The 20,420-nt window shown below is 50.3% G+C and carries 15 protein-coding genes and 1 riboswitch; of the genes, 11 read left to right on the top strand and 4 right to left on the bottom strand.

Annotated features, from left to right (window positions below; translation table 11 throughout):
- Window positions 1-4 precede the first annotated feature (4 nt).
- Window positions 5-3,190 (top strand): PAS domain S-box protein, encoded by a 3,186-nt coding sequence (locus ACE6F3_RS03280; RefSeq protein ID WP_324664067.1) that lies wholly within the window; start codon window positions 5-7, stop codon window positions 3,188-3,190.
- A gap of 131 nt (window positions 3,191-3,321) precedes the next feature.
- Here ACE6F3_RS03280 and trpD read toward each other — a convergent pair whose 3' ends face one another.
- Together trpD and ACE6F3_RS03270 are read right to left on the bottom strand one after the other, a co-directional pair.
- Window positions 3,322-4,446: an anthranilate phosphoribosyltransferase gene (trpD, locus tag ACE6F3_RS03275; RefSeq protein WP_324664069.1), complete on the bottom strand. Its 1,125-nt coding sequence runs from the start codon at window positions 4,444-4,446 to the stop codon at window positions 3,322-3,324.
- 20 nt (window positions 4,447-4,466) lie between these two features.
- The gene (locus ACE6F3_RS03270) at window positions 4,467-5,492 is read right to left on the bottom strand and encodes a zinc-dependent dehydrogenase (RefSeq protein WP_324664071.1); all 1,026 of its coding nucleotides are present in this window, start codon (window positions 5,490-5,492) and stop codon (window positions 4,467-4,469) included.
- Between the two features lie 107 nt (window positions 5,493-5,599).
- Window positions 5,600-5,792, bottom strand: a riboswitch (cobalamin riboswitch).
- A gap of 234 nt (window positions 5,793-6,026) precedes the next feature.
- Between ACE6F3_RS03270 and ACE6F3_RS03265 the strand changes: the two genes are divergently transcribed.
- Window positions 6,027-7,826, top strand: a complete 1,800-nt coding sequence (locus tag ACE6F3_RS03265) for an FAD-dependent oxidoreductase (protein ID WP_324664073.1) — start codon at window positions 6,027-6,029, stop codon at window positions 7,824-7,826.
- A gap of 134 nt (window positions 7,827-7,960) precedes the next feature.
- Window positions 7,961-8,248, top strand: a complete 288-nt coding sequence (locus ACE6F3_RS03260) for a 2TM domain-containing protein (RefSeq protein WP_010935926.1) — start codon at window positions 7,961-7,963, stop codon at window positions 8,246-8,248.
- Here the strand turns inward: ACE6F3_RS03260 and ACE6F3_RS03255 are convergent.
- Together ACE6F3_RS03255 and oadA are read right to left on the bottom strand one after the other, a co-directional pair.
- Window positions 8,245-9,741, bottom strand: a complete 1,497-nt coding sequence (locus ACE6F3_RS03255; RefSeq protein WP_279116270.1) for an acetyl-CoA carboxylase biotin carboxylase subunit — start codon at window positions 9,739-9,741, stop codon at window positions 8,245-8,247. The two genes, ACE6F3_RS03260 and ACE6F3_RS03255, sit on opposite strands and share 4 nt — an antisense overlap.
- Complete coding sequence (oadA, locus tag ACE6F3_RS03250) at window positions 9,731-11,485, bottom strand: sodium-extruding oxaloacetate decarboxylase subunit alpha (protein WP_324664078.1); 1,755 nt, start codon at window positions 11,483-11,485, stop codon at window positions 9,731-9,733. The genes ACE6F3_RS03255 and oadA overlap by 11 nt, the downstream gene beginning before the upstream one ends.
- 293 nt (window positions 11,486-11,778) lie before the next feature.
- Between oadA and ACE6F3_RS03245 the strand changes: the two genes are divergently transcribed.
- From ACE6F3_RS03245 to ACE6F3_RS03210, 8 genes are all read left to right on the top strand, one after another.
- Window positions 11,779-12,321 carry a DJ-1 family glyoxalase III gene (locus ACE6F3_RS03245; RefSeq protein WP_041343447.1) on the top strand — a complete coding sequence of 181 codons (543 nt, stop codon included), beginning with the start codon at window positions 11,779-11,781 and terminating at the stop codon, window positions 12,319-12,321.
- Between the two features lie 179 nt (window positions 12,322-12,500).
- Window positions 12,501-13,139: a TetR/AcrR family transcriptional regulator gene (locus ACE6F3_RS03240; RefSeq protein ID WP_324664081.1), complete on the top strand. Its 639-nt coding sequence runs from the start codon at window positions 12,501-12,503 to the stop codon at window positions 13,137-13,139.
- 11 nt (window positions 13,140-13,150) lie between these two features.
- A complete protein-coding gene (locus tag ACE6F3_RS03235; RefSeq protein WP_324664083.1) occupies window positions 13,151-14,017 on the top strand; it encodes an ABC transporter ATP-binding protein in 867 nt (288 codons plus the stop codon).
- A complete protein-coding gene (locus ACE6F3_RS03230; protein WP_324664086.1) occupies window positions 14,014-15,072 on the top strand; it encodes an ABC transporter permease in 1,059 nt (352 codons plus the stop codon). Before ACE6F3_RS03235 ends, ACE6F3_RS03230 begins: the two co-directional genes overlap by 4 nt.
- Window positions 15,069-16,142 (top strand): ABC transporter permease, encoded by a 1,074-nt coding sequence (locus ACE6F3_RS03225; RefSeq protein WP_324664088.1) that lies wholly within the window; start codon window positions 15,069-15,071, stop codon window positions 16,140-16,142. The genes ACE6F3_RS03230 and ACE6F3_RS03225 overlap by 4 nt, the downstream gene beginning before the upstream one ends.
- 744 nt (window positions 16,143-16,886) lie before the next feature.
- Window positions 16,887-17,690: a 4Fe-4S dicluster domain-containing protein gene (locus ACE6F3_RS03220; protein WP_010935918.1), complete on the top strand. Its 804-nt coding sequence runs from the start codon at window positions 16,887-16,889 to the stop codon at window positions 17,688-17,690.
- A 53-nt stretch (window positions 17,691-17,743) separates the two neighbouring features.
- Window positions 17,744-18,808 (top strand): hydrogenase small subunit, encoded by a 1,065-nt coding sequence (locus ACE6F3_RS03215; protein WP_010935917.1) that lies wholly within the window; start codon window positions 17,744-17,746, stop codon window positions 18,806-18,808.
- A gap of 30 nt (window positions 18,809-18,838) precedes the next feature.
- Window positions 18,839-20,419 carry a nickel-dependent hydrogenase large subunit gene (locus tag ACE6F3_RS03210; protein ID WP_010935916.1) on the top strand — a complete coding sequence of 527 codons (1,581 nt, stop codon included), beginning with the start codon at window positions 18,839-18,841 and terminating at the stop codon, window positions 20,417-20,419.
- Window position 20,420 lies beyond the last annotated feature (1 nt).

Here is a 20,420-nt window from a genome sequence, read left to right as displayed (position 1 = left end):
GACAATGAAAAACCAGCAATCCCCCCCTCTTTTCAAAGATAAATATTTTACATACGTCACCGGCTTATCCGTACTGGTAATCATCTTAGGATTATACTCAGTCTTATCCCCGCAGGACTTCGTTCAAAATGCCAACTGGAAGCTTTTTGCCACTATGGTGGAGGCATCCACTACCATTATTATTATTGCCATTGCCACCTGGCGCTGGGGATTAAAAGTTTCCATAATCTGGGTCAGCAGCATCCTAATACCGGGTATGCTGCTGATGGTTGGAATGGACTTGTTTGAGCCGGTTATTTTCTTCGTTATGCTGCTAACTTTGGGTGCCGGCAGTCTGGTGGGGCTGATAATCAACAACCACCGGCGGGTAATAAGCCACGAAGAAGAACTCAACCAGATACTCTCCATGATACGGGATATAAACCACCATATCACCCATATAGACAACGAAGAAGAGCTGATGGAAAGGGTGTGCGAAAGACTGGTCTATGCCGGGCGGTATCAGGTAGCCTGGATAGGTTATGCAACCCCTAACCAGCAGACAGTTGAACCCCGCTATCACGCTGCCAGCGGGCAGCCGTCCCAGCTTCCCGCCGGGGAGTGCCCGGCACCGCATTGCCTCTACCTGCCCGGAGAACCTATCCAGCAGGCTATAAAAAGCCGCAGCCTGATAGTAGTTCCAGACATCCAAACCTGCCCCGGTGATGATATCTGCTGTCAGCATTGCTGCAGCCTGCTTTGTTCGCCTATTGATTTCGGGGATGAACTGCTGGGGGTATTATGCGTTTATTCAAATAACCCGGACGTATTCGGCAGAGAAGAAATTTCCCTGCTGCGAGAGGTCTCCCAGGATATATCTCTGGGGGTGGAAAAAATACGCCACCGTCAAGAACTGGCCAGAACTGAAATCCGGCTGAAAGAAGAACGGGACAAAGCCCAGTTGTATTTGGATATTGCCGGGGTAATTATAGTTGTCTTAAGTGAAGATGAGATTGTTTTACAGATTAACAAGCGGGGCTGCGAAATACTGGGTTATGAATACCAGGAAATTGTGGGGCGTAACTGGTTTGATAGTTTTGTGCCCGGTTACCGCCGTCTTATCAAACACTCCATGTACAAACAAATTATCTCAGGCAAAGCCGACCTGCCGGAACGCTATATGGATGTAGTCCTGACTAAAGACGGCCAGGAAAAGGTGATTTTGTGGCATTCTACGGCTATCCGCAGCCAGGACGGAAAATTTAATTCAATACTGTATTCAGGCGAAGACGTCACCGAGCTTAAACATATTGAAGAAGCTTTGCGTATGTCAGAGGAAAAGTATCACACCCTGTTTGAAACTATGGCCCAGGGGGCTATTTATATTGATGATAAGGGCATCATAATTGAAACCAACCCGGCCGCCAATACTATTTTCGGCAGGCATGAAAGCGAACTGCTGGGAACAAATATTGCCGACCCGGTCTGGACTTATGTGCAGGAAAACGGCTCAATAATGCCGCCGGAGGAAAACCCGGTAATAACTGCCCTGAAGACCGGCAAAGCGGTGCGGAATGTCTTTATGGGCATAAAGAATAACCTTTCCGGTGAGGTCCGCTGGGTCAACCTGTTTGCCCTGCCGCTGTTCCGCCTCAACCAGGAAAACTCGTACATGGTTTATACCACCTTCACAGATATAAGCCGTCTGAAAAATGCCCGTGATGCCCTTACCCGCAGTGAAAACCGCTACCGCTCTATATTTGAAACAGCCGCCAGCATTATTATTTCGTTTGACCAGAACGGTATTATAAATGACTGCAATATGCGTGTTCAGGAAATACTGGGCTATACTCCGGCCGAACTGGTGGGGATGAGCTTTCTGGAAATTGTGGAAGAACCCTTCCGCCATGAAGTCCGCAGGCATATTGCCAGCCTAAACCGCGGGGAAATTATTTATAACAAGGATTGCCGTATGCTCCACAAAGACGGCAAGTACCGGGATGTGATGGTAAACTGCTCTACCCTGCTTGATGAAAACGGCAGCGTAACGAATGCTATCTGCATTATCTCTGATATTACCGAACAGAAACAGACCCATAATGCCTTGATAGCCTCGGAAGAAAAAATCCGGGGAATGTTCAACGGGGTTAACGAAGGCATAATTGTCATGGATACCCAAGGCTATATTACCGAAGTCAACCAGACTATACTGAAAATGAATAACTACACCAGCAAAGACCAGATGATAGGCAGACACGGGCTGGAATTTATTGCCCCCAAAGACCGTGAAGAAGCCAGAGCCTATCTGGCCCAGGCAGACAGCCTGAATGAAGTACGCAATCTGGAACTTCTGTGTGTACGCCCGGACGGAACGGAATATTTCTGCCAGATAAGCGGAGCGGTACTGCGTGATTACTCAGGTGAAATCCAGGGCATAATAATACTCAGTGCGGATATTACCGAACACAAGAAACTGGAACAGCAGCTTATCATGACTGACCGTATGGCCTCGGTAGGTGAGCTGGCTTCCGGTCTGGCCCACGAGATAAACAACCCCCTTACCGGCATTGTCGGCTTCAGTGAACTTTTGCTGATGAATGAACTGGAAGAATCAGTCAAAGAAGATGTCCAGACTATTCACCGCGAAGCCCTGCGGGCGGCTGAAGTAGTCCGCAATCTGCTCACTTTTGCCCGTCAGCAAACCCCTACCCGCGAAGCCGGTGATATAAACCTGAGCATTCAGAAGGTGCTTGAACTGCGCAAACATGACCACCGGATAAATAATATCCGCTGCATAACCGAACTGGACCCCGACCTGCCGCGGGTAATGCTGGACGTCTTCCAGATACAGCAGGTACTGATAAATATTATTATCAACGCAGAGTTCTTCCTGCGCCTTAAGGAGCACCCCCAGATAACCATAAAAACCAGCCGCCGCAAAGGTTATGCGGTAATCAGTATTTCAGATAACGGCCCCGGCATCAGCCCTGAAAATATCAAACGTATTTTTGACCCTTTCTTTACCACCAAAGAGGTAGGTAAGGGTACCGGACTGGGGCTTTCCATCTGCCATGGCATTATTGAAGAACACCATGGCAGAATATCAGCGGAAAGCACCCCCGGCAACGGGGCTACTTTCCGTATAGAACTGCCGTTTGCAGATATTAAACCGGCCTCAACCGCTGACAGCATCAGCCCAAGCACCGGTTAATCTTCTAATACGTATTAAACACGTATATTAAGGCATCCCGGGTTAAATCTCTACCGCAAGCCAAGCGGGCTTGCCAAAAAACAGCGCCGTGATTTGCGCTTGGCTGACTTTTACCCCCCAAATAAATACCCTTAGCTGACCTTTGTTCCGTCCAGTTCAGCCAGCAGGCTGTCCAGCCGGGCAAGACCGGCTTGGGGGTTGGAATTCTGGGTCTGCACCCACTGCCGGAGCTTGGCAATAGCCGCACCGGAACGGATTATCTCCGCCGCTTTAGCATAACCCTGCTGAAGGCTGTCAGCCTCACCGGCTATATAAAAAACAGGAGCAGCATTCAGACAAACCGCGTCAAAGGCAGCCCCGTTTTCACCGCCAGAAAGAATACGGAGAAGCCGCAGGGTTTCGCGTTGTTTATCCCCTGAAGTAAGAATATCCTCCATCCGGCCGGGTTTTAAACCAAAATCTGCCGGGGACAAGCTGTAGTTAATAATCTGCCCGTCTTCGCCAAGCTCGGCAATGAGGCTTTCGCCCAAAACGGAAAGTTCATCCATTCCCCGGCCGCCGGGGGCAGAGCCGTAGATAACCAGGGCTTTTTTATAACCTATCTCACGCATCACCTCGGCCACCGGCTGCAATAGTTCGGCCGAATATACCCCCCTGACCGCATAACGGGGCAAAGCCGGGTTTGCCAGCGAACCGGCAATATTAAGGGTAGTCCCGAAACGTATCTGGGAAAGAATACGGAAAAGAGCCTGGGGGTGAACCTGGGCGCTCATGCCGTTAAAAATGCCTATACCCGCCGTTTCAATACTCCGCCTGACGGTCTCCACGTCTGTTTCCACGTCAACACCCAGTGATTCCAGCATATCAATAGTCCCTAAGCTGCCGGAAAGGGCTCTGGCACCGTGTTTTGCCAGTACCACCCCGCCCGCCGCCGCCACAATGGAAGCAGCCGTGCTGATGTTAAAGGTCTTCAGGCTGTCCATGCCCGTACCGCAGTTATCCACCAAAGGTTTATTGACCAAAGGCTTAACCCTTACCGTATCCTGCTCATATATAGCTTCCCAGACACCGGCTATCTCCGGTGCTGTTTCACCCTTGGCGGTTAGGGCGGCCATAAAGGCACCCTGCTGGAGGTCAGGCTGTTCATTCCGCATTATCTGGCAGAAACAGTCTTTTACTTCCTCACGGTTAAGATTTTCCTTGGAAATAAGGCGGCTTATGACAGCCCCGAAATTTTTTACCCTGTTTTCGTCCACTTTTGTTTCCCCCTTTTTTATTAAAATTTGATAATTGTTTTAAGGCCTTTTAGCTTTTCCACCCCCAGAAAAGCCTCCTCTATATCTGAAATACCCGTTACCCGGCTGATAAGCCTTTTTACAGGTATAATCCCATCCGTTATCAGGCTAAGTGCCCGGGCATTATCCGCTGGAGTAGAGCCGTAAGAGCCGCTCAAGGCCAGCTCCCGGTAATGGATAGTGTTGGCGTCAAGGCTGAATTCAGAGCGGTCTTTAGGCAGGCCGGAAAAGAAATTTATCCGCCCGCCGGGGCTCAAAACAGAGGGCAGCTCTCCCACTTCTACCCCCGAACTGGCAATCAGAATCACATCTACCCCCGCCCCCCCGGTCTGCTCATAAACCCCCTGTTTAAGGCTGGTCTTTGCCAAATCTATCACCCCGTCAGGGCAGGCCAGTTCCGCCCCACACACCCTGTCAGGCAGGACTTCGGCCATAAGCACCTTTTCCGCCCCGTTATGCCGGGCGAGCATGGCCTGTAAAAGACCTAAAGGCCCAGCCCCCAGCACCAGCACCCGATCTCCGTCCCCCACCCGGCTAACAGACTGACTGTGGATACAGCTGGCAAGCGGCTCTGCCAGAGAGGCTTCTTCGTCTGAAACATTCCCAGGTATTATGTTAAGCCCGCCAGGCAGGCTTTCAGGGGGAAGTGCCATATATTCGGCCAAGCCCCCGTCATAATTAAAACCTATTATTTTCACCTGCCCGCACAAATTCTCCCTGCCCTGCAGGCAAAGCGGGCAAACCCCGCAGGCAATACCCGGATAAACCTGCACCCTGTCACCCGCCTTGAAATCAGGGTGTTCAGAGCAGGCTACCACAGCGGCTATTTCATGCCCCAGTATCCGGGGATACTTAAGGTCACGGTGTCCCCGCCGGAACATCTTTACGTCTGTGCCGCAGATTGCACAGCAGGCTACCTCCAAGAGCACACCACCCTTGGGGCAGGACGGAGTGTCCACCTCCGCCAGGCTAAGTTTAGCCGGTTCTTCCAGCAAGACCGCTTTCATATTTCCCCCCATAATAAAAAATCCCCAAACCACCAAGGTTTGAGGATTAAAAAAAATAAAACCCCAAACCTTTCGGCTCAGGGATTTACCATTTCCCACGGCCATTTTCCGCGAAACTCTATACCGGCAGATATTCTGGCTTACGGCTCAACCTACTCACCGGGCCTTCCCGCTTCATTTTAATGAAACAGTGGCGTATTCCAGTTTTCGTCCCCGTATACAGCGGCGGGACCGCACCTGATTCTAACAGGCTTCCCTTTTAAGCTTTTGTTACAAAGCACCGGCAGACCATATTCAATTAGACTTGATTTTAATTAGTTATTTCTGTTTTGTCAATACTTATTTTAGCCGCATTTTGCCCAAAAAACAGCTGCTTTAAAAGCCGGGTGGATAAAGAATTAAATGGGTGGTAGAATAGAGCAGTTTGGCTCACAGGTGAGCTTGCAGATTGACAATGTACTATATGTTGCAAGTATAATATCAGGAACTAGGTCTTTTAAATATCGGCTTAAATATTTTGTAGAAGAGACATATATGGCCAAAACAAAAGCACCTGCAGACAAAATGGAACCGGCTGAAGAAATCAAACAGGACGGCAAGGTAGTTTCTACCAAGCGTACCGCCGGCAGTGAGTTTTTCTGGACACAGAGCCGCTGCACCGGATGTAACCGCTGTGCCAGCATCTGCCCGGTAGATGCTATCAAACTGGATAGGGATAAGACACCCACCAAACGGGTCGGCACCGCTCCCTGCACCCGCGCCTGCCCCGCCGGATTGGATATCCCCCGCTATGTCCGCTTTGTAGCTGAGGGCAACGCCCCGGCTGCCACTGCTGTTATGAGAGAGAAAATACCCTTCCCTTCAGTGTGCGGTTATGTCTGTTTCCACCCCTGTGAACTGGAGTGCCAGCGCCAGAAATTTGACGAGCCTATTGCTATTCGGGCTTTAAAGAGATATGCCGCTGAAAATGACGACGGCAGTTGGAAAAATAACCTTAAAATTGCCCCTTCCACCGGCAAAAAGGTAGCTATTATCGGTTCCGGCCCGGCCGGACTTACCTCAGCCTACTTTTTGACCCTGCTGGGGCACGAAGCAACTATATTTGAATCCATGGAATACGCCGGCGGCAAGATGTTTTACAGTATACCAGAGCATCAGCTGCCCAAAGATATACTCAATAAAGAAATTAAGGCCATCACCGACCTGGGCGTAACTATCCATACCTCCTGCCAGGTGCAGTCCGTACAGACCCTGTTCAAACAGGGATACGATTCGGTCCTCCTTTCCACCGGCGTACTCGGTCTGGACGAAGGGCTGCTCCTTCCCTGTGATGAAACCGTTGAATCAGACCTGATGCAGGGCAGTGATTTCCTTAAGAATATAAAATCATCCACCAAAGAAAGTCTGGGTGACAAAGTAGTAATAATAGGCGGCGGCATTGAAGCTTACAACAGTGCCTTTGCCGCTAAGAGCCTGGGGGTCTCAGAGGTGCATCTGGTTTGCAGCCGCCACGCCGGCAGCAAGGAAGCCTCCCCGGAGGAAGTAGACCGGGCTATAGATGCAGGTGTGACTGTTCATCCATCACTGGATTTTGCAAAGCTGGTCAGGCTGGACGGCAAAATTGAGGGAGTGGAACTTTTCCGTATCCGCTCTTACGGATATGACAAAGAAAATAAACTCCATTATGAGATAATAAATGATACACACCGCTTTATAGCGGCAGATACAGTTATCACTACGGTTACTTCCAATGAAAAACCGGGGGCGGATTATCTTTCCGTAGTCCAGCCCGGCGTATTTGCCGCCGGTGACGGCATCAGCGGTGCCCGCTCGGTCATTGAGGCTATGGCCGCCGGACGTTCGGTAGCCGGTCTGATTGACAAATATCTGGGGGGCGAAGGCAATCTGGATGAGACTCTGGCCCCGCCTGAAAAAAATATCAAACCCCTTAACGAACCTAAGGGTCAAAACCGCTCTCAGGTAGAGCTTAGTCTGGTAAAACAGGCCGGCGGTGACAAAGTGGAGATTGAAAAAACTCTGTCTCCCGAAGCTGCCAAGAAGGAAGCCCAGAGATGTCTGCGGTGTGATATTGTTCATCAGGTACATGACTATAGTCTGGATACCTCCAGCTGCACCTACTGCGGACGGTGCGTAGACGCCTGCTACTGGGATGCCATTACCAGCGGTTACGGTTATGAAGCCGCCGCCAAGAAACGCAAGGCAGAGATAACCGCTCTGGAGGAAAAGAATGGCGTTTACAACTACGCTATCCGGATTCTGCCTGTTGCCATAGGCCTTATGATAATAGCTGCCGCTGTGGCTAAACTTTTCTAATAGCAGATAATTCATAGCATTTGCAGACTGCCGGCTTTAAAACCCGGCAGTTTTTTTGTACCCGGATTTAGCTCTAAAGGCTTGATAACCCCGGTGAAATAAAGCATAATTCTGGGTGAAGGAAGGCAGATAACATGAAACAGCTGACTGATGACGAAATCTACCGTATTGCCCAGAAAAGGGTCAAGGAAAAGAAGGATTTTTACAATCACCTGTCGGTTTATATAGTGATAAACCTGATGCTTATAGGTATCTGGGCATTTACCGGCAGTTCATACCCCTGGTTTATTTTTCCCCTGGGGGGCTGGGGTATCGGGCTGATTTTTCACTTCCTGAGTGTTTTCGGCTTCATGCGTGACGAAAGTGACTGGGAAAACAAGGAAATCCAGAAAGAGATTGGGCGTTTAAAGAAAAACCTTTAAACGCCGGTTATCTCATCTTCATCAATTTCAGCCGGAAGCTGGGTCAGAGCGGCAACCGCCGCAATAGCGGCAATCCTCCGGGTATCGTCAAATATTTCGGACAGCTTCTCTTCCAGCGGCTGTTCTTCACTCATGATACGCTTCATCTCATCAAGCAGGGTGGTTTCTTTTTCAATGAAATGGGTATGCAAATTCCCGGCCACAAAATTGGGATTAACCAGAACCGCCTTATGGAAGGGGATATTGGTCTTAACCCCTACTATAATGTATTCGTAAAGGGCGCGCCGCATACGGGCTATGGCTTCTTCGCGGGTGCGTCCCCAGACAATCAGCTTGGATATCATGGGGTCATACAGGTAAGGTATGTTATAGCGGGTATGAACGCCGCTGTCCACCCGCACTCCGATACCGCCGGGTGAACGGTAACCCTTCAGTTTGGCCGCCGAGGGGGCAAACTCATTCAAGGGGTCTTCGGCGTTTATGCGGCACTCTATAGCCCAACCCCGCATATGAACGTCTTCCTGTTTGAAAGAAAGCTCATCTCCGGAGGCTACCATTATCTGTTCTTTGACTATATCTATGCCGGTAACCATTTCGGTAACAGGGTGTTCCACCTGCACCCGGGTATTGGCTTCAAGGAAGTAAAACTGGCCGTTTGAAAAGATAAATTCAATAGTACCGGCACCCTCATAGTTAACCCACTTGCCGGCCTTGATAGCCACTTCACCCATTTTCTTGCGGAGTTCGGGGGTAATAACCGGTGAAGGGGCTTCTTCAATAAGTTTCTGATAACGCCGCTGGATAGAACATTCCCTCTCACCCAGATAAACCACATTCCCCTGTGAATCACCCATTATCTGTATCTCTATATGGCGGGGATTGGATATGTATTTTTCAATATAGACTTCGGCCAGACCAAAGGTATTTCCGGCTACTTTCTGGGAGGATTCTATGGCATCTTTAAGTTCGTCCGGGCCGTTTGCCACCCGCATACCGATACCGCCGCCGCCGCCGCTGGGTTTGATAATAACCGGGTAACCGATAGCCGCGGCCGCTTCGGTGGCCTGCTCAATACCGGAAACACAGCCTTCGGTGCCGGGCAGTACCGGCACACCCGCCTTTTTCATTTCACGTCTGGCGGCAATCTTGTTGCCCATCAGCTCTATAACCCGGCTGCTGGGGCCTATAAACTTGATGCCGGCCTTTTCCAGAGCCAGTGCAAAACCGGGGTTTTCAGATAAAAAACCGTATCCGGGGTGAACCCCGTCTACCCCCGCTTTTTTGGCAGCCGAGACTATCTTTTTTATATTCAGATAGCTCTCAGACAGCTGGGAAGGGCCGATATGATAAGCTTCGTCTGCATACTTTACAAAAAGAGCGCCTTTGTCAGCATCCGAATAAACGGCAACAGTCTTTATGCCCAGCTCACGGCAGGCACGCATAATGCGTATGGCTATCTCACCCCTGTTGGCAACCAGTATTTTATTTAGCATCTGGCTCAATCACCATAATTACGTCTTTGCTGCCCACCACTTCGCCCTCGTAAGCATATATCTCTGAAACTACCCCGCTGACAGCGGCGGTAACATCATTTTCCATCTTCATAGCCTCAATGGTGGCCACCACTTCACCTTCGCTAACCTTGTCCCCTTCCTTCACCTTCAGTGAAAGAAGCATACCCTGCATGGGGGAGACAACCGCCCCGGGATGTGAGGCCGTAGGCTTGGCAGCTTTGGGGGCTTCGCCAACCGCACCGGCCTTAGCGGAAACCTTGACCGTAAAGACTTCTCCGTCTACCTCAACGCTGTATTCAGCCGAACCATTAAAGACCGGAGCGGATTTAGCTTCGGTTTTGGCTTCAGCTTTGGCTGCTTCAGGGGTGGACGGCAAAAGGCACTCTTCCTTGCACTCACCCTTGAGGAACTTGGCCGCTACCTCAGGGTACATGGCATAAGTCAAAAGGTCTTCTTCGGTTTTGAGTATACCCAGCTTTTCACCTTCGGCCTTCATCTTGGGCAATTCCGGCTCAAGTAAAGCCCCCGGCCTGACACTGATGGGTTTTTCATCACCGATAATAGCTTTGCGTATTTCTTCATTTACCGCACCGGGTATTTTGCCGTAATACCCCAGCAGGTAATTTTTAGTTTCTTTGGTAACCTGTTTGTAGCGAGCGCCGCTCAGCACGTTCAAAATAGCCTGCGTGCCTACAATCTGGCTTGACGGGGTAACCAGCGGGGGGTAGCCCAAATCCGCCCTTACTTTGGGTACTTCGGCCAGTACCTGCGGCAGTTTGTCAAAGGCATTCTGCTGGCGAAGCTGGCTGACCAGGTTTGAAATCATACCGCCGGGTATCTGGTGGAGAAGCACCCCGATACTCGGCTGGGTGGCTTCGCAGGTATAAAGGCAGCGGTAAGTAGAGCTTATTTTATTAAACTCCTCACCTATTTCGCTCATCAGTTCCAGATTAAGCCCGGTATCCAGTTTCGTACCCTGAAAAGCGGCCACGAAACTTTCGGTAGTGGGCTGGGAAGTACCCCAGGCAAAGGCGGAGAAGGCGGTGTCTATTATATCCACCCCGGCTTCGGCCGCGGCATAATAAGCCAGAGGTGCCATGCCGCTGGTGCAGTGGGAGTGGAGGTCTACCGGCAGCTTGACCTTAGCTTTTATAGATTTTACCAGCTGGGCGGCAGCGGTGGGGGTAATAAGCCCGGCCATGTCTTTAATACAGATAGAATCACAGCCCATCTTTTCCAGTTCCACTGCCATCTCAGCCAGATTTTCTACGGTGTGAATGGGGCTGGTAGTATAGCAGATAGTACCCTGAACGTGAGCCTTAAGTTCTTTGGCCGCCTGAACGGAAACTTCCATATTGCGGGTATCATTCAGGGCATCAAAAACCCGGAAAATATCTATGCCGTTTTTAACGGACAAACGGACAAACTCCCGCACTACATCATCTGCATAGTGGCGGTATCCCACCAGATTCTGCCCGCGGAGAAGCATCTGGAGGGGGGTATTGGGAGCTTTCTGGCGTATAAGGCGCAGGCGTTCCCAGGGGTCTTCGTTCAGGAAGCGGATGCAGGAATCAAAGGTAGCGCCGCCCCAGACCTCCAGTGAATAAAAGCCGACCTTATCCAGCTTGGCGGCAATATCAATCATGTCACGGGTACGCATCCGGGTAGCTATCAGTGACTGGTGCGCATCCCGCAGAGTGGTATCTGTTATCTTTATACCCATATTATTAACCTACCGTCTATATTAGTAATCCGGTTGCTATTAGCTCAGAAAGGACATCTGAAAATACTGAGGCAAAAAAGCTGGAAGTGAAGTTAATTCTATCTTAGCCCCATTGGACTGTCAAGAAACGGCAAGCATTAGCCGTTCATTAACAAGGCTTGAAAGGCTACGCCTTTATAGCTGAAACGGCAGATTTCACTTCGGCGTGTTTCTGGAATATAATGTTAACCCTCCAAAGGTATTACCCGACCGCATGCGGGCATAACTATTTTTATTTGTTTTCGGAGGAAAATATGAGCCGTTTTGCCGTTTTGTTAGCCGAAGGTTTTGAAGAAATAGAGTTTTGCACCATTACGGATATTCTCCGGCGGGCAGACCTTGAGGTAAAAATAGTGGGGCTTAAAAACGGTCTTACCGGCGGCTCAAGGGGAATCCGCATCATGCCGGATTTGGGTATAGATGAGCTGAAAAGCAGCGACTACGAAGTGCTGGTTCTGCCCGGCGGCAATCCCGGCTTTATAAATATGGGCAAAGACCAGCGGGTGCTTGAGCTTATCCGCAGCGCCCACGCCGAAGGCAAATACCTGGCAGCTATCTGCGCCGGGCCGGCCGTCCTTTCCCGGGCCGGGGTGATAAACGGCAAAGAGGTTGCCATATATCCGGGGGTTAAGCACCTGCTGAAAAACTGTACGGCCTGTGACCTGCGGGTAAAGGTGGAAGGCAAACTTATTACCGGGCGAAGCCCTCAGGCCGCCATGGATTTTGCCCTGACCCTGATGGATATGTTTGCCAAACCCCAGGCCGCTAAGGTGGTACGTGACGAGATGCTGGTTTAGACACCGCACCATCTGAAATAAAACGGGGGGCTTTTGCCCCCCTTTTGTATTTAAACCACTTGACTATTCCCTATGGCAGCACCTGTTTGTAAAAAATATTTCCCGGGAGATATTGACTTAATTGTAGTAAAGTTATAGCATTACTACAGTATTATATTCCAAAGGGGGAGCAAATTCCCTTGACCAGAACCAAACAGAGCACTGCCAGCCGTGACAAAATAATCTCGGCCGCTACCCACCTTTTTTTGAACTCACATGATGCCGGCAAAGTAAGTATTGAAGATATTGCCCGCAAGGCCAGAGTTTCCCCCACTACCATTTACAACAATTTCGGGGGCAGAAAAGCTTTGGTACAGGGGGTAGTAAAAAAAATAATAGATAACAACATTGCTCAGGCAAAAAACATTATGGACGGCTCCCTACCCTTCCCTGACAAAATACAGCTGATACTCTCCAACAAAAACGATATGGCCGGAAAAATGCCGGAAGAGATACTGAAAAAACTGGTGCACATGGACGATGATGTGGCCGCTCTGATACAGGAAATCTACCAGAAAGAAATCCAGCCCATGTGGCAGAAACTGATAGCGGACGGCAAAGCCGAAGGATACGTAGACCCGTCCATTTCCGAAGAGACCGCCTTTATTTACCTTAAAATAATGCGTGACGGCTTTAATGCCAACGCCGCCTTGTTTGAACCCTCCAAAGACAAAATAAACCTGATGATGGGGCTTTCCCGGATAATGATGTACGGCTTTTTCAAAAACGATGCCTGCCCTATTCCAACCCGCCAAAATATTCAGGCAAAAACCGGCTGAAGGAGTAACTGATGAGTCAAATATCAATTTCAGTAGAAAAGCTGAGCTACTGGTACGGAGACCTCAAAGCGGTAAACGGGATAAGTTTTGAGGTTGGACAGGGTGAAATTCTGGGTTTTCTGGGTCCCAACGGGGCAGGTAAAACCACCACTCAGAAAATGCTGACCGGCCAGCTCAAACCGAAGGACGGCCGGGCTACCCTGCTGGGATTTGATGTGGCCAAGGATACCGAGGAAATCCACCGGCGGATAGGCATCTGCTTTGAACAGACCAATCTGTACGAACAAATGACCGCTCTGGAAAACCTCCAGCTTTTTGCTGACCTTTTCGGGGTGAAAAATTTTGACGGTTATGCCCTTTTAAAAAGGGTGGGGCTGGCCGGACGGGAAAAAGACAAGGTGGCCGGTTACTCCAAGGGCATGAAACAGCGCCTTATGATAGCCCGCTCCCTGGTAAACACCCCCAGCATACTCTTTATGGACGAACCCACTTCCGGGCTTGACCCCGTATCTTCGGAATCTATCCGGGATATCATACTGGAAGAACGCAAACGGGGGGCAACCATATTTTTAACCACCCATGACATGTGGGAAGCAGACAAACTATGTGACCGGGTAGCCTTTATCAACGAAGGCTCTATTGCCGCATTGGATACCCCGGTTAACCTAAAACAGCAGTACGGCAAACGTTCCCTGGTGGCCAAAATAAAAACCCCGGACGGAAAACTGGAAACCAGAGAGATTGCCCTGGATACCGGCAAAACCTCCGCAGAGGTCAGCAAGCTCCTTGATAGCGAACAGGTGCTGACCCTGCACAGCGAAGAAGCCACTCTGGAAGATATCTTTATAAAGATAACCGGACGGAGGCTGACCGAATGAACTTTCGCATTATAAAAGCCCTGCTGAAAAAGGATTTTTCCCTTTTCCTTCAAAACCGCTTTTATATGCTGATGACTATTGTCGGGCTGGTATTTTATATTATTATCTTCTTCATCATGCCCAACAAAGTAGACGAGCAGCTTAAAGCGGGTATATACGCCCCGGTCATGCCGCCGGCATTTTCAGTACTGGTGGCAGACCCGGCAAACAGCCTCTCCAGCTATGACTCGCTGGAGGATGCCAAAACCGCAGTGGAAAACGGGGATACCCAGGCAGTTATTGCCCTGCCCGAAGATATCATGCAGGTTTGGGCTTCAGGCGGCAAACCTGAAATAGATATCTATTATTCCTCATCTGCCCCGCTGGAGCTGCGGGATGCCATAATCAGCCTGGTAAAAGAGCTGTCCTACGCTCAGACCGGCCAGTCTCTTACCTTTGATACCAACGAACAGGTAATGGGACAGGATATGCTGGGTGAACAGATACCCATGCGCAACCGAATGGTGCCCCTGCTGGCCATATTTATACTTATGATGGAAATACTCAGCCTGGCCAGCCTGATAGCCGAAGAAAACGAACAGGGTACGGCCAGAGCCCTGCTGGTAACCCCTATGAGCGTACCCGAACTCTTTGCCGCCAAAGGTATAATAGGGGTTGGCATGGCGCTGGGGCAGGTGGTGCTCTTTATGCTGCTGGTCGGCGGGTTCAGTTCCCAGCCGCTTATAACCTTAAGCGTGCTTATTTTGGGCAGCCTTATGGTAACCGGGCTGGGCTTCCTGCTGGCCTCTCTTACCAAGAGCCTTATGTCAGTGACCGCCTGGGGTATGCTGCTGTTTATCATTCTGGCTATACCCGGCATGGGCATAATGTTCCCCGGCCTGATAAGCAGCTGGGCTAAGGTAATACCCTCGTACTACCTGACAGATACCGTAAACCGGGTGGTTAACTACGGGGCAGACCTAAGCGCAGTGGGCGGAAACCTGCTTATCCTGCTGGGCTTTACCGCCGTAATAGTAGCAGCCGGTATTGTTGTCCTGCGGAGGCGTTACCAATGAGCATAAAGCACATCATCACCCTTTTTAACCGCGAAGTAATCCACGGCCCTAAGGACGTTACCTTTATAATGGTAGTGGTAACCCCCATACTTATTTCCCTGTTTATATCTCTGGCTTTCGGCAATATTTTTTCGGAAAAACCCAAGCTGGGGCTGACTGATTTGGGCAACTCCCAGCTTGTAAGCCTGCTGAAAGAAAACAGCACCCTGCTTATAAAGGAATACCCTGACGAAGCCGCCCTTAAAGAGGCGGCCACAAGCGGTGCGGTAGACATGGGGCTGGTGCTGCCGGCAGATTTTGATACTGCCCTTATCCAGACCAATACCCTCAAGGCTAGTGCCTATGTCTGGGGGGAAAGCCTGGCTAAAAACCGCATGATTATCCCGGCGGTGCTGGCTGATACCGCCAGACAGATTACCGGGGCGAATGTGCCGGTGGAGATAAACTCCATTTCACTGGGAGATGAGCAGAACGTACCCTGGTCTGACCGTTTGTTTCCCTTCGTGGTACTCATGGCCATGTTCTTCAGCGGGCTGATGCTGCCGGCCAGTTCCCTTATAGATGAAAAACAAAAACGCACTCTGGAAGCAGTCAATATCACCCCGGCCACTCTGGGCGAAATATTTACCGCCAAGGGGGCAATAGGCACTCTGCTGGGCTTAATTATGGGGCTTATTATACTCGGTATGAACTCAGCTTTCGGCAATGCCCCTCTGCCGCTGGTACTGATGCTAATACTGGGTTCGCTCATGGCCTCTTTGCTGGGGCTTCTGGCAGGTGCCTTTATAAAGGATATGAACACCCTTTTTGCCGTCTGGAAGTTCGGCGGGCTGCTCCTTTTCGGGCCGGCTTTCATTTACCTCTTCCCCCAGATACCCCAGTGGATAGGTTACTTCTTCCCCACCTATTACATCTTAAAACCGGTAGTAGACCTGAGTATTTATGATGCCGGCTGGTCTGACATAGCCCTGAACGCAGGGATAACCGTGATACTGGTGGCTATACTGCTGGCAGTGGTTTCCAACGTAGTCAAACGCATGTCAAACTCTGCCCTGCGCCTTTATACCTGACAAAGCTCTTTGGGTTAAAACATAAAGCCGCTCTGTCCAGAACCAGGCGGCTTTTTTATGATTGCTGGCGGTGTACGGCTCTAGAAAGCCCGCTTCTTGGTAACCTGAACCAGATTTATCCGGCTAATAACTGTTTTTTAAAACCCCAGAGTACGCATGATAGTTATCTGACCAGAGGCGTACCCTCCCGTTTATCCCGCAAATTTCCCCTGACTTGCCCTGATACTTTCACCTTTGTAGTCAATTCATCTTTATATTTTCTGCCTACCGCATAGCTCACGAAGCAAACACCTGTTTGACACTCAGTATTACGGGTGTTAAAATTCTTCGCTTAGCAGGCAATCTGAAGGAGTGTACGAAGCTGCCTGTTAATATATAAACCCGGCACCTCTACTTCCTTATAATCTTTTATAAAATAATAGGTAATATTTTTCGGCCTTACGATTAAGACCTAGTATCAAAGTACTAATACCCCTTTGACGATGTAAAAACCTGTGTGTTACAATACATCAGTTAAAAACTGAAATTCTGCCTGCCTCTGGCAGAAAAAAAGGCTTAGTGCTAACGGCGGACAACCGAAAGAAAGTATTAGAACTTTGCAGGTTGCACGCAGATGGTGTTTAGAGGTATTCTAGACAATATGGGTTTTATACCTTTTTTGTAAAATACCTGCACAGTATCATTTGGTTTATGCAATACAGGGCGAGGCCCTTTAGAGATTAAAGCACAAGGGGGGCAACAGGAATGCCTAATGGAATGCTGATTGATACCACTAGATGTACTGGTTGTCGAGGCTGTCAGGTAGCCTGTAAACAGTGGAACGAAAACCCTGCTGTCAAGACAACTTTCAGTCCTGAAGTGACCAATCCCCTGGAACAGAACGCATTCAACTACAACCTGCTGGAGTGCAGGGAGATTGAAGAAGACGGAAAACTTAACTGGATTTTCGCTCACAAGAGATGTTTGCACTGCTATGAACCGGCTTGCGTTTCGGTATGTCCGGTCGGTGCCCTCCACAAACGGCCTACCGGTGCAGTAGTCTGGGATCAGGACAAATGCTTCGGCTGCCGTTACTGCCAGAACGCCTGCCCCTTCCAAATCCCCAAATTTGAGTGGGATGACAACTGGGCTAAAATCACCAAATGCACCATGTGCTGGAACAGAGTGGAAAACGGTGTAGAACCGGCTTGTGCAGCTACCTGCCCCACCGGTGCTATCAAATTCGGCGAACGGGCTGACCTGCTGGCCGAAGCCTATGAAAGACTTGCAAATGACCCTGACAGATATTACCCCTATGTTTACGGCGAAAAAGAAGCCGGCGGTACTCATGTTTTGTACTTAAGCAGTGTTGAACCCGAAAAAATCGGCTTTGACATGCATGAAAATGAGTTCTTCCCCAGCTTCACCAGAGAATTCCTGGGCAACATACCCTTGGAAATCTCTATAGTAGCTTCGCTGATGGTTGGCATATGGTATTTCCGCGGCCGCAGAATTCAGGCGCAGGCACATGATGCCGAGCATGCTGAAAACAAGGCTGGCAAGCACTAGACCGGCGTAAGCGGGTTTAGACAAAAGAACCACTTTGGAATGGAGTAGGAAAAATGTTTAATACTAAACTTACTAGACGGGATTTTGTACAGCTAGCCGCCGGCTCTACCGCCGCCCTCAGTCTGGGTGCTTTGAAGCTCCCCGAATTTGAAAAAATGTTTGCCGAGGCTTTGAAAGAAATCCCGGTTATATGGCTCCAGGGTGCGGGCTGCAACGGATGCACTATCTCTACTATCAACGTTGTTTCACCCACCATCCAGGATTTGCTGCTTACTTCGGTAGTCCCCGGTACTCATGTCTCCATGCAGTACCACCCCACTATCATGGCCGCTCAGGGTGATTTGGCTATGAGCACTATCACCGATACTGTGGCCAAAGGGCCGTTTGTACTGGTACTTGAAGGCTCTGTACCCCTCAAAGATAACGGGATTTATGCTGAGGTAGGCGAAGAGAACGGCGAAGGCATCACCATACTGGAGCATGTACTGAATCTGGCTCCCAAGGCACTGGCCATTGTGGCTGCCGGTACTTGTGCCGCCTTTGGAGGCATCACCGCTGCCGCCCCCAACCCCACCGGTGCCAAGGCTCTTGAAGAAATTCTTAAAGACCATAATATAACTACCCCGGTTGTAAACCTGCCCGGCTGCCCCCCTCATCCGGATTGGGTAGTGGGCACTCTGGCTACCATACTTATGAGCGGACTTGACGCACTTGACCTTGATAAGATGGGCCGCCCCAAGGCTTATTACGGCAAACTCCTTCATGACCAGTGCCCGCGCCGCGGTCACTACGAAAAGGGTTTGTTTGCCACCAAACTGTCCGAGCCTTACTGTCTGTTCCTGGTAGGCTGCAAAGGTCCGGTGACCTATGCTGACTGTTCTGACAGGCTCTGGAACAATAAGACCCGCTGGTGCGTAGAAGCTGATTCTCCGTGTATCGGCTGTGCCCACCCCGGCTTCCCGGATGCGGTTTCTCCCATGTTTGAAGCGCCGCCTGTTATCAATAGTACTGACAAACTGGCTATCGGTATTGCCGGTACTGCCGTGGTACTGACTGCCGGTGTAGCAGCCGTAGAACTTGCTAAAAAAGCCAAGCGGAATGCCGCAAAAAAGGGTTAGTAGACCGTAATCTTACCTTTGGAGAAGAAAATGCAGAAGATAGTAATTGACCCCATAACGAGGATTGAAGGTCATCTAAAAATCGAAGCCACCGTAGACGGCGGCGAGGTCAAGGATGCCAAGTGTGTCGGCACTCTGTTCCGCGGCTTTGAAATATTTATGAAGGACCGTGACCCGCGTGATGCTGTTCACATTACCCAGCGCATCTGCGGCGTCTGCCCCACCTCCCACGGCACTACCGCCGCTTTAAACCTGGACTCTGCCTTTGGTGTAGCTGACAAGATACCGAATAACGGGCGGATACTCCGCAACCTTATTCAGGGTGCCAACTACATTGCTTCTCACATAGTCCATTTCTACCATCTGGCCGCTCTGGACTATGTAGACGTAACCGAAGTAGCAGATTATGACGGCACTGACCCTGAACTTTTGAAGGTTAAAGATTTCATTGCCCGGGCTCTGGCTGCCGGTGATATGTCCATGCTGGCGCCTTTCTACCCCAGATACGAAGGTGATTACCGCCTGCCCAAAAAGGTAGCCCAGGCCGCAGTTGCCCATTATGTTGAGGGCCTGAATATGCGCCGCCTGGCTCATGAAATGTCCGCCATTTACAGCGGCCGTCTGCCCCACAGCGTGGCAGTGGTAGCCGGCGGTGTTACTTCACACCCCAGCATAGACAGCATTTCAAACTTTATGAGCAAGCTGAATACCCTGCGCAACTTTATTGATAATGTATACATACCTGACGTTATTGCAGTAGCTGAGTCCTATCCTGATTACTTCGGTATCGGTGTGGGCTGCGGCAACCTGCTCAGCTATGGTGTGTTTGACCTTGAGGCCAGCGGCACTAATCTGGCTACCCGCCAGAGGCTGTTCACTCAGGGTGTGGTTTCCGCATCTGACCTGGCTCACCGCACCTTTGACCCCAGCAAGATTACCGAATCCATCAAATACAGCTGGTTCAAGGGTGATACTACTGAATATCCCCTGAACGAGGTAACCGAACCTGAATTTACCAAGGCTGACGGCTATTCCTGGCTTAAAGCCCCCCGCTACGATGGCACTCCCTACGAAGTAGGCCCTCTGGCCCGTATGGTAGTCAACTACGTATCCGGTGACCCCCTGGTTCAGCAGATGGTGAATGATACCCTTTCCCATTTCGGTGCCGGTCCGGCTGCCCTCTTCAGCACCCTCGGCAGACATGCCGCCCGTGCTCTGGAATGCAAGATTGTGGCTGACGAAATGGTCAAGTGGCTGATGGAACTCAAGATTGGCGAGCCGGTTATTGCTGATTATGAAATACCCGAAACTGCCGAAGGTATGGGCCTCTGGGAAGCCCCCCGCGGCGCTCTCGGCCACTGGATAAAGATTGAAAACCACAAAATAAGCAACTACCAGTGCGTAGTGCCCACCACCTGGAACTGTTCGCCCAAGGATAATCAGGGTGTTTACGGTCCGGTGGAGCAGGCGCTTATCGGTACTAAGGTACGTGATAATGACAATCCCTTTGAGCTGGTTCGTATTGTCCGCTCGTTTGACCCGTGTCTGGCTTGTGCCGTTCACCTGGTCTCTCCCACCGGCAACGAAATCAGCCGCTTCCGCGTATACTAAG

The sequence above is a fragment of the Dehalococcoides sp. THU4 genome (assembly GCF_043231265.1).
Classification (GTDB): Bacteria; Chloroflexota; Dehalococcoidia; order Dehalococcoidales; family Dehalococcoidaceae; genus Dehalococcoides; species Dehalococcoides mccartyi.
Note: the sequence above shows the minus strand (reverse complement) of the source record. Positions and strands in the feature narration are given on the sequence as shown.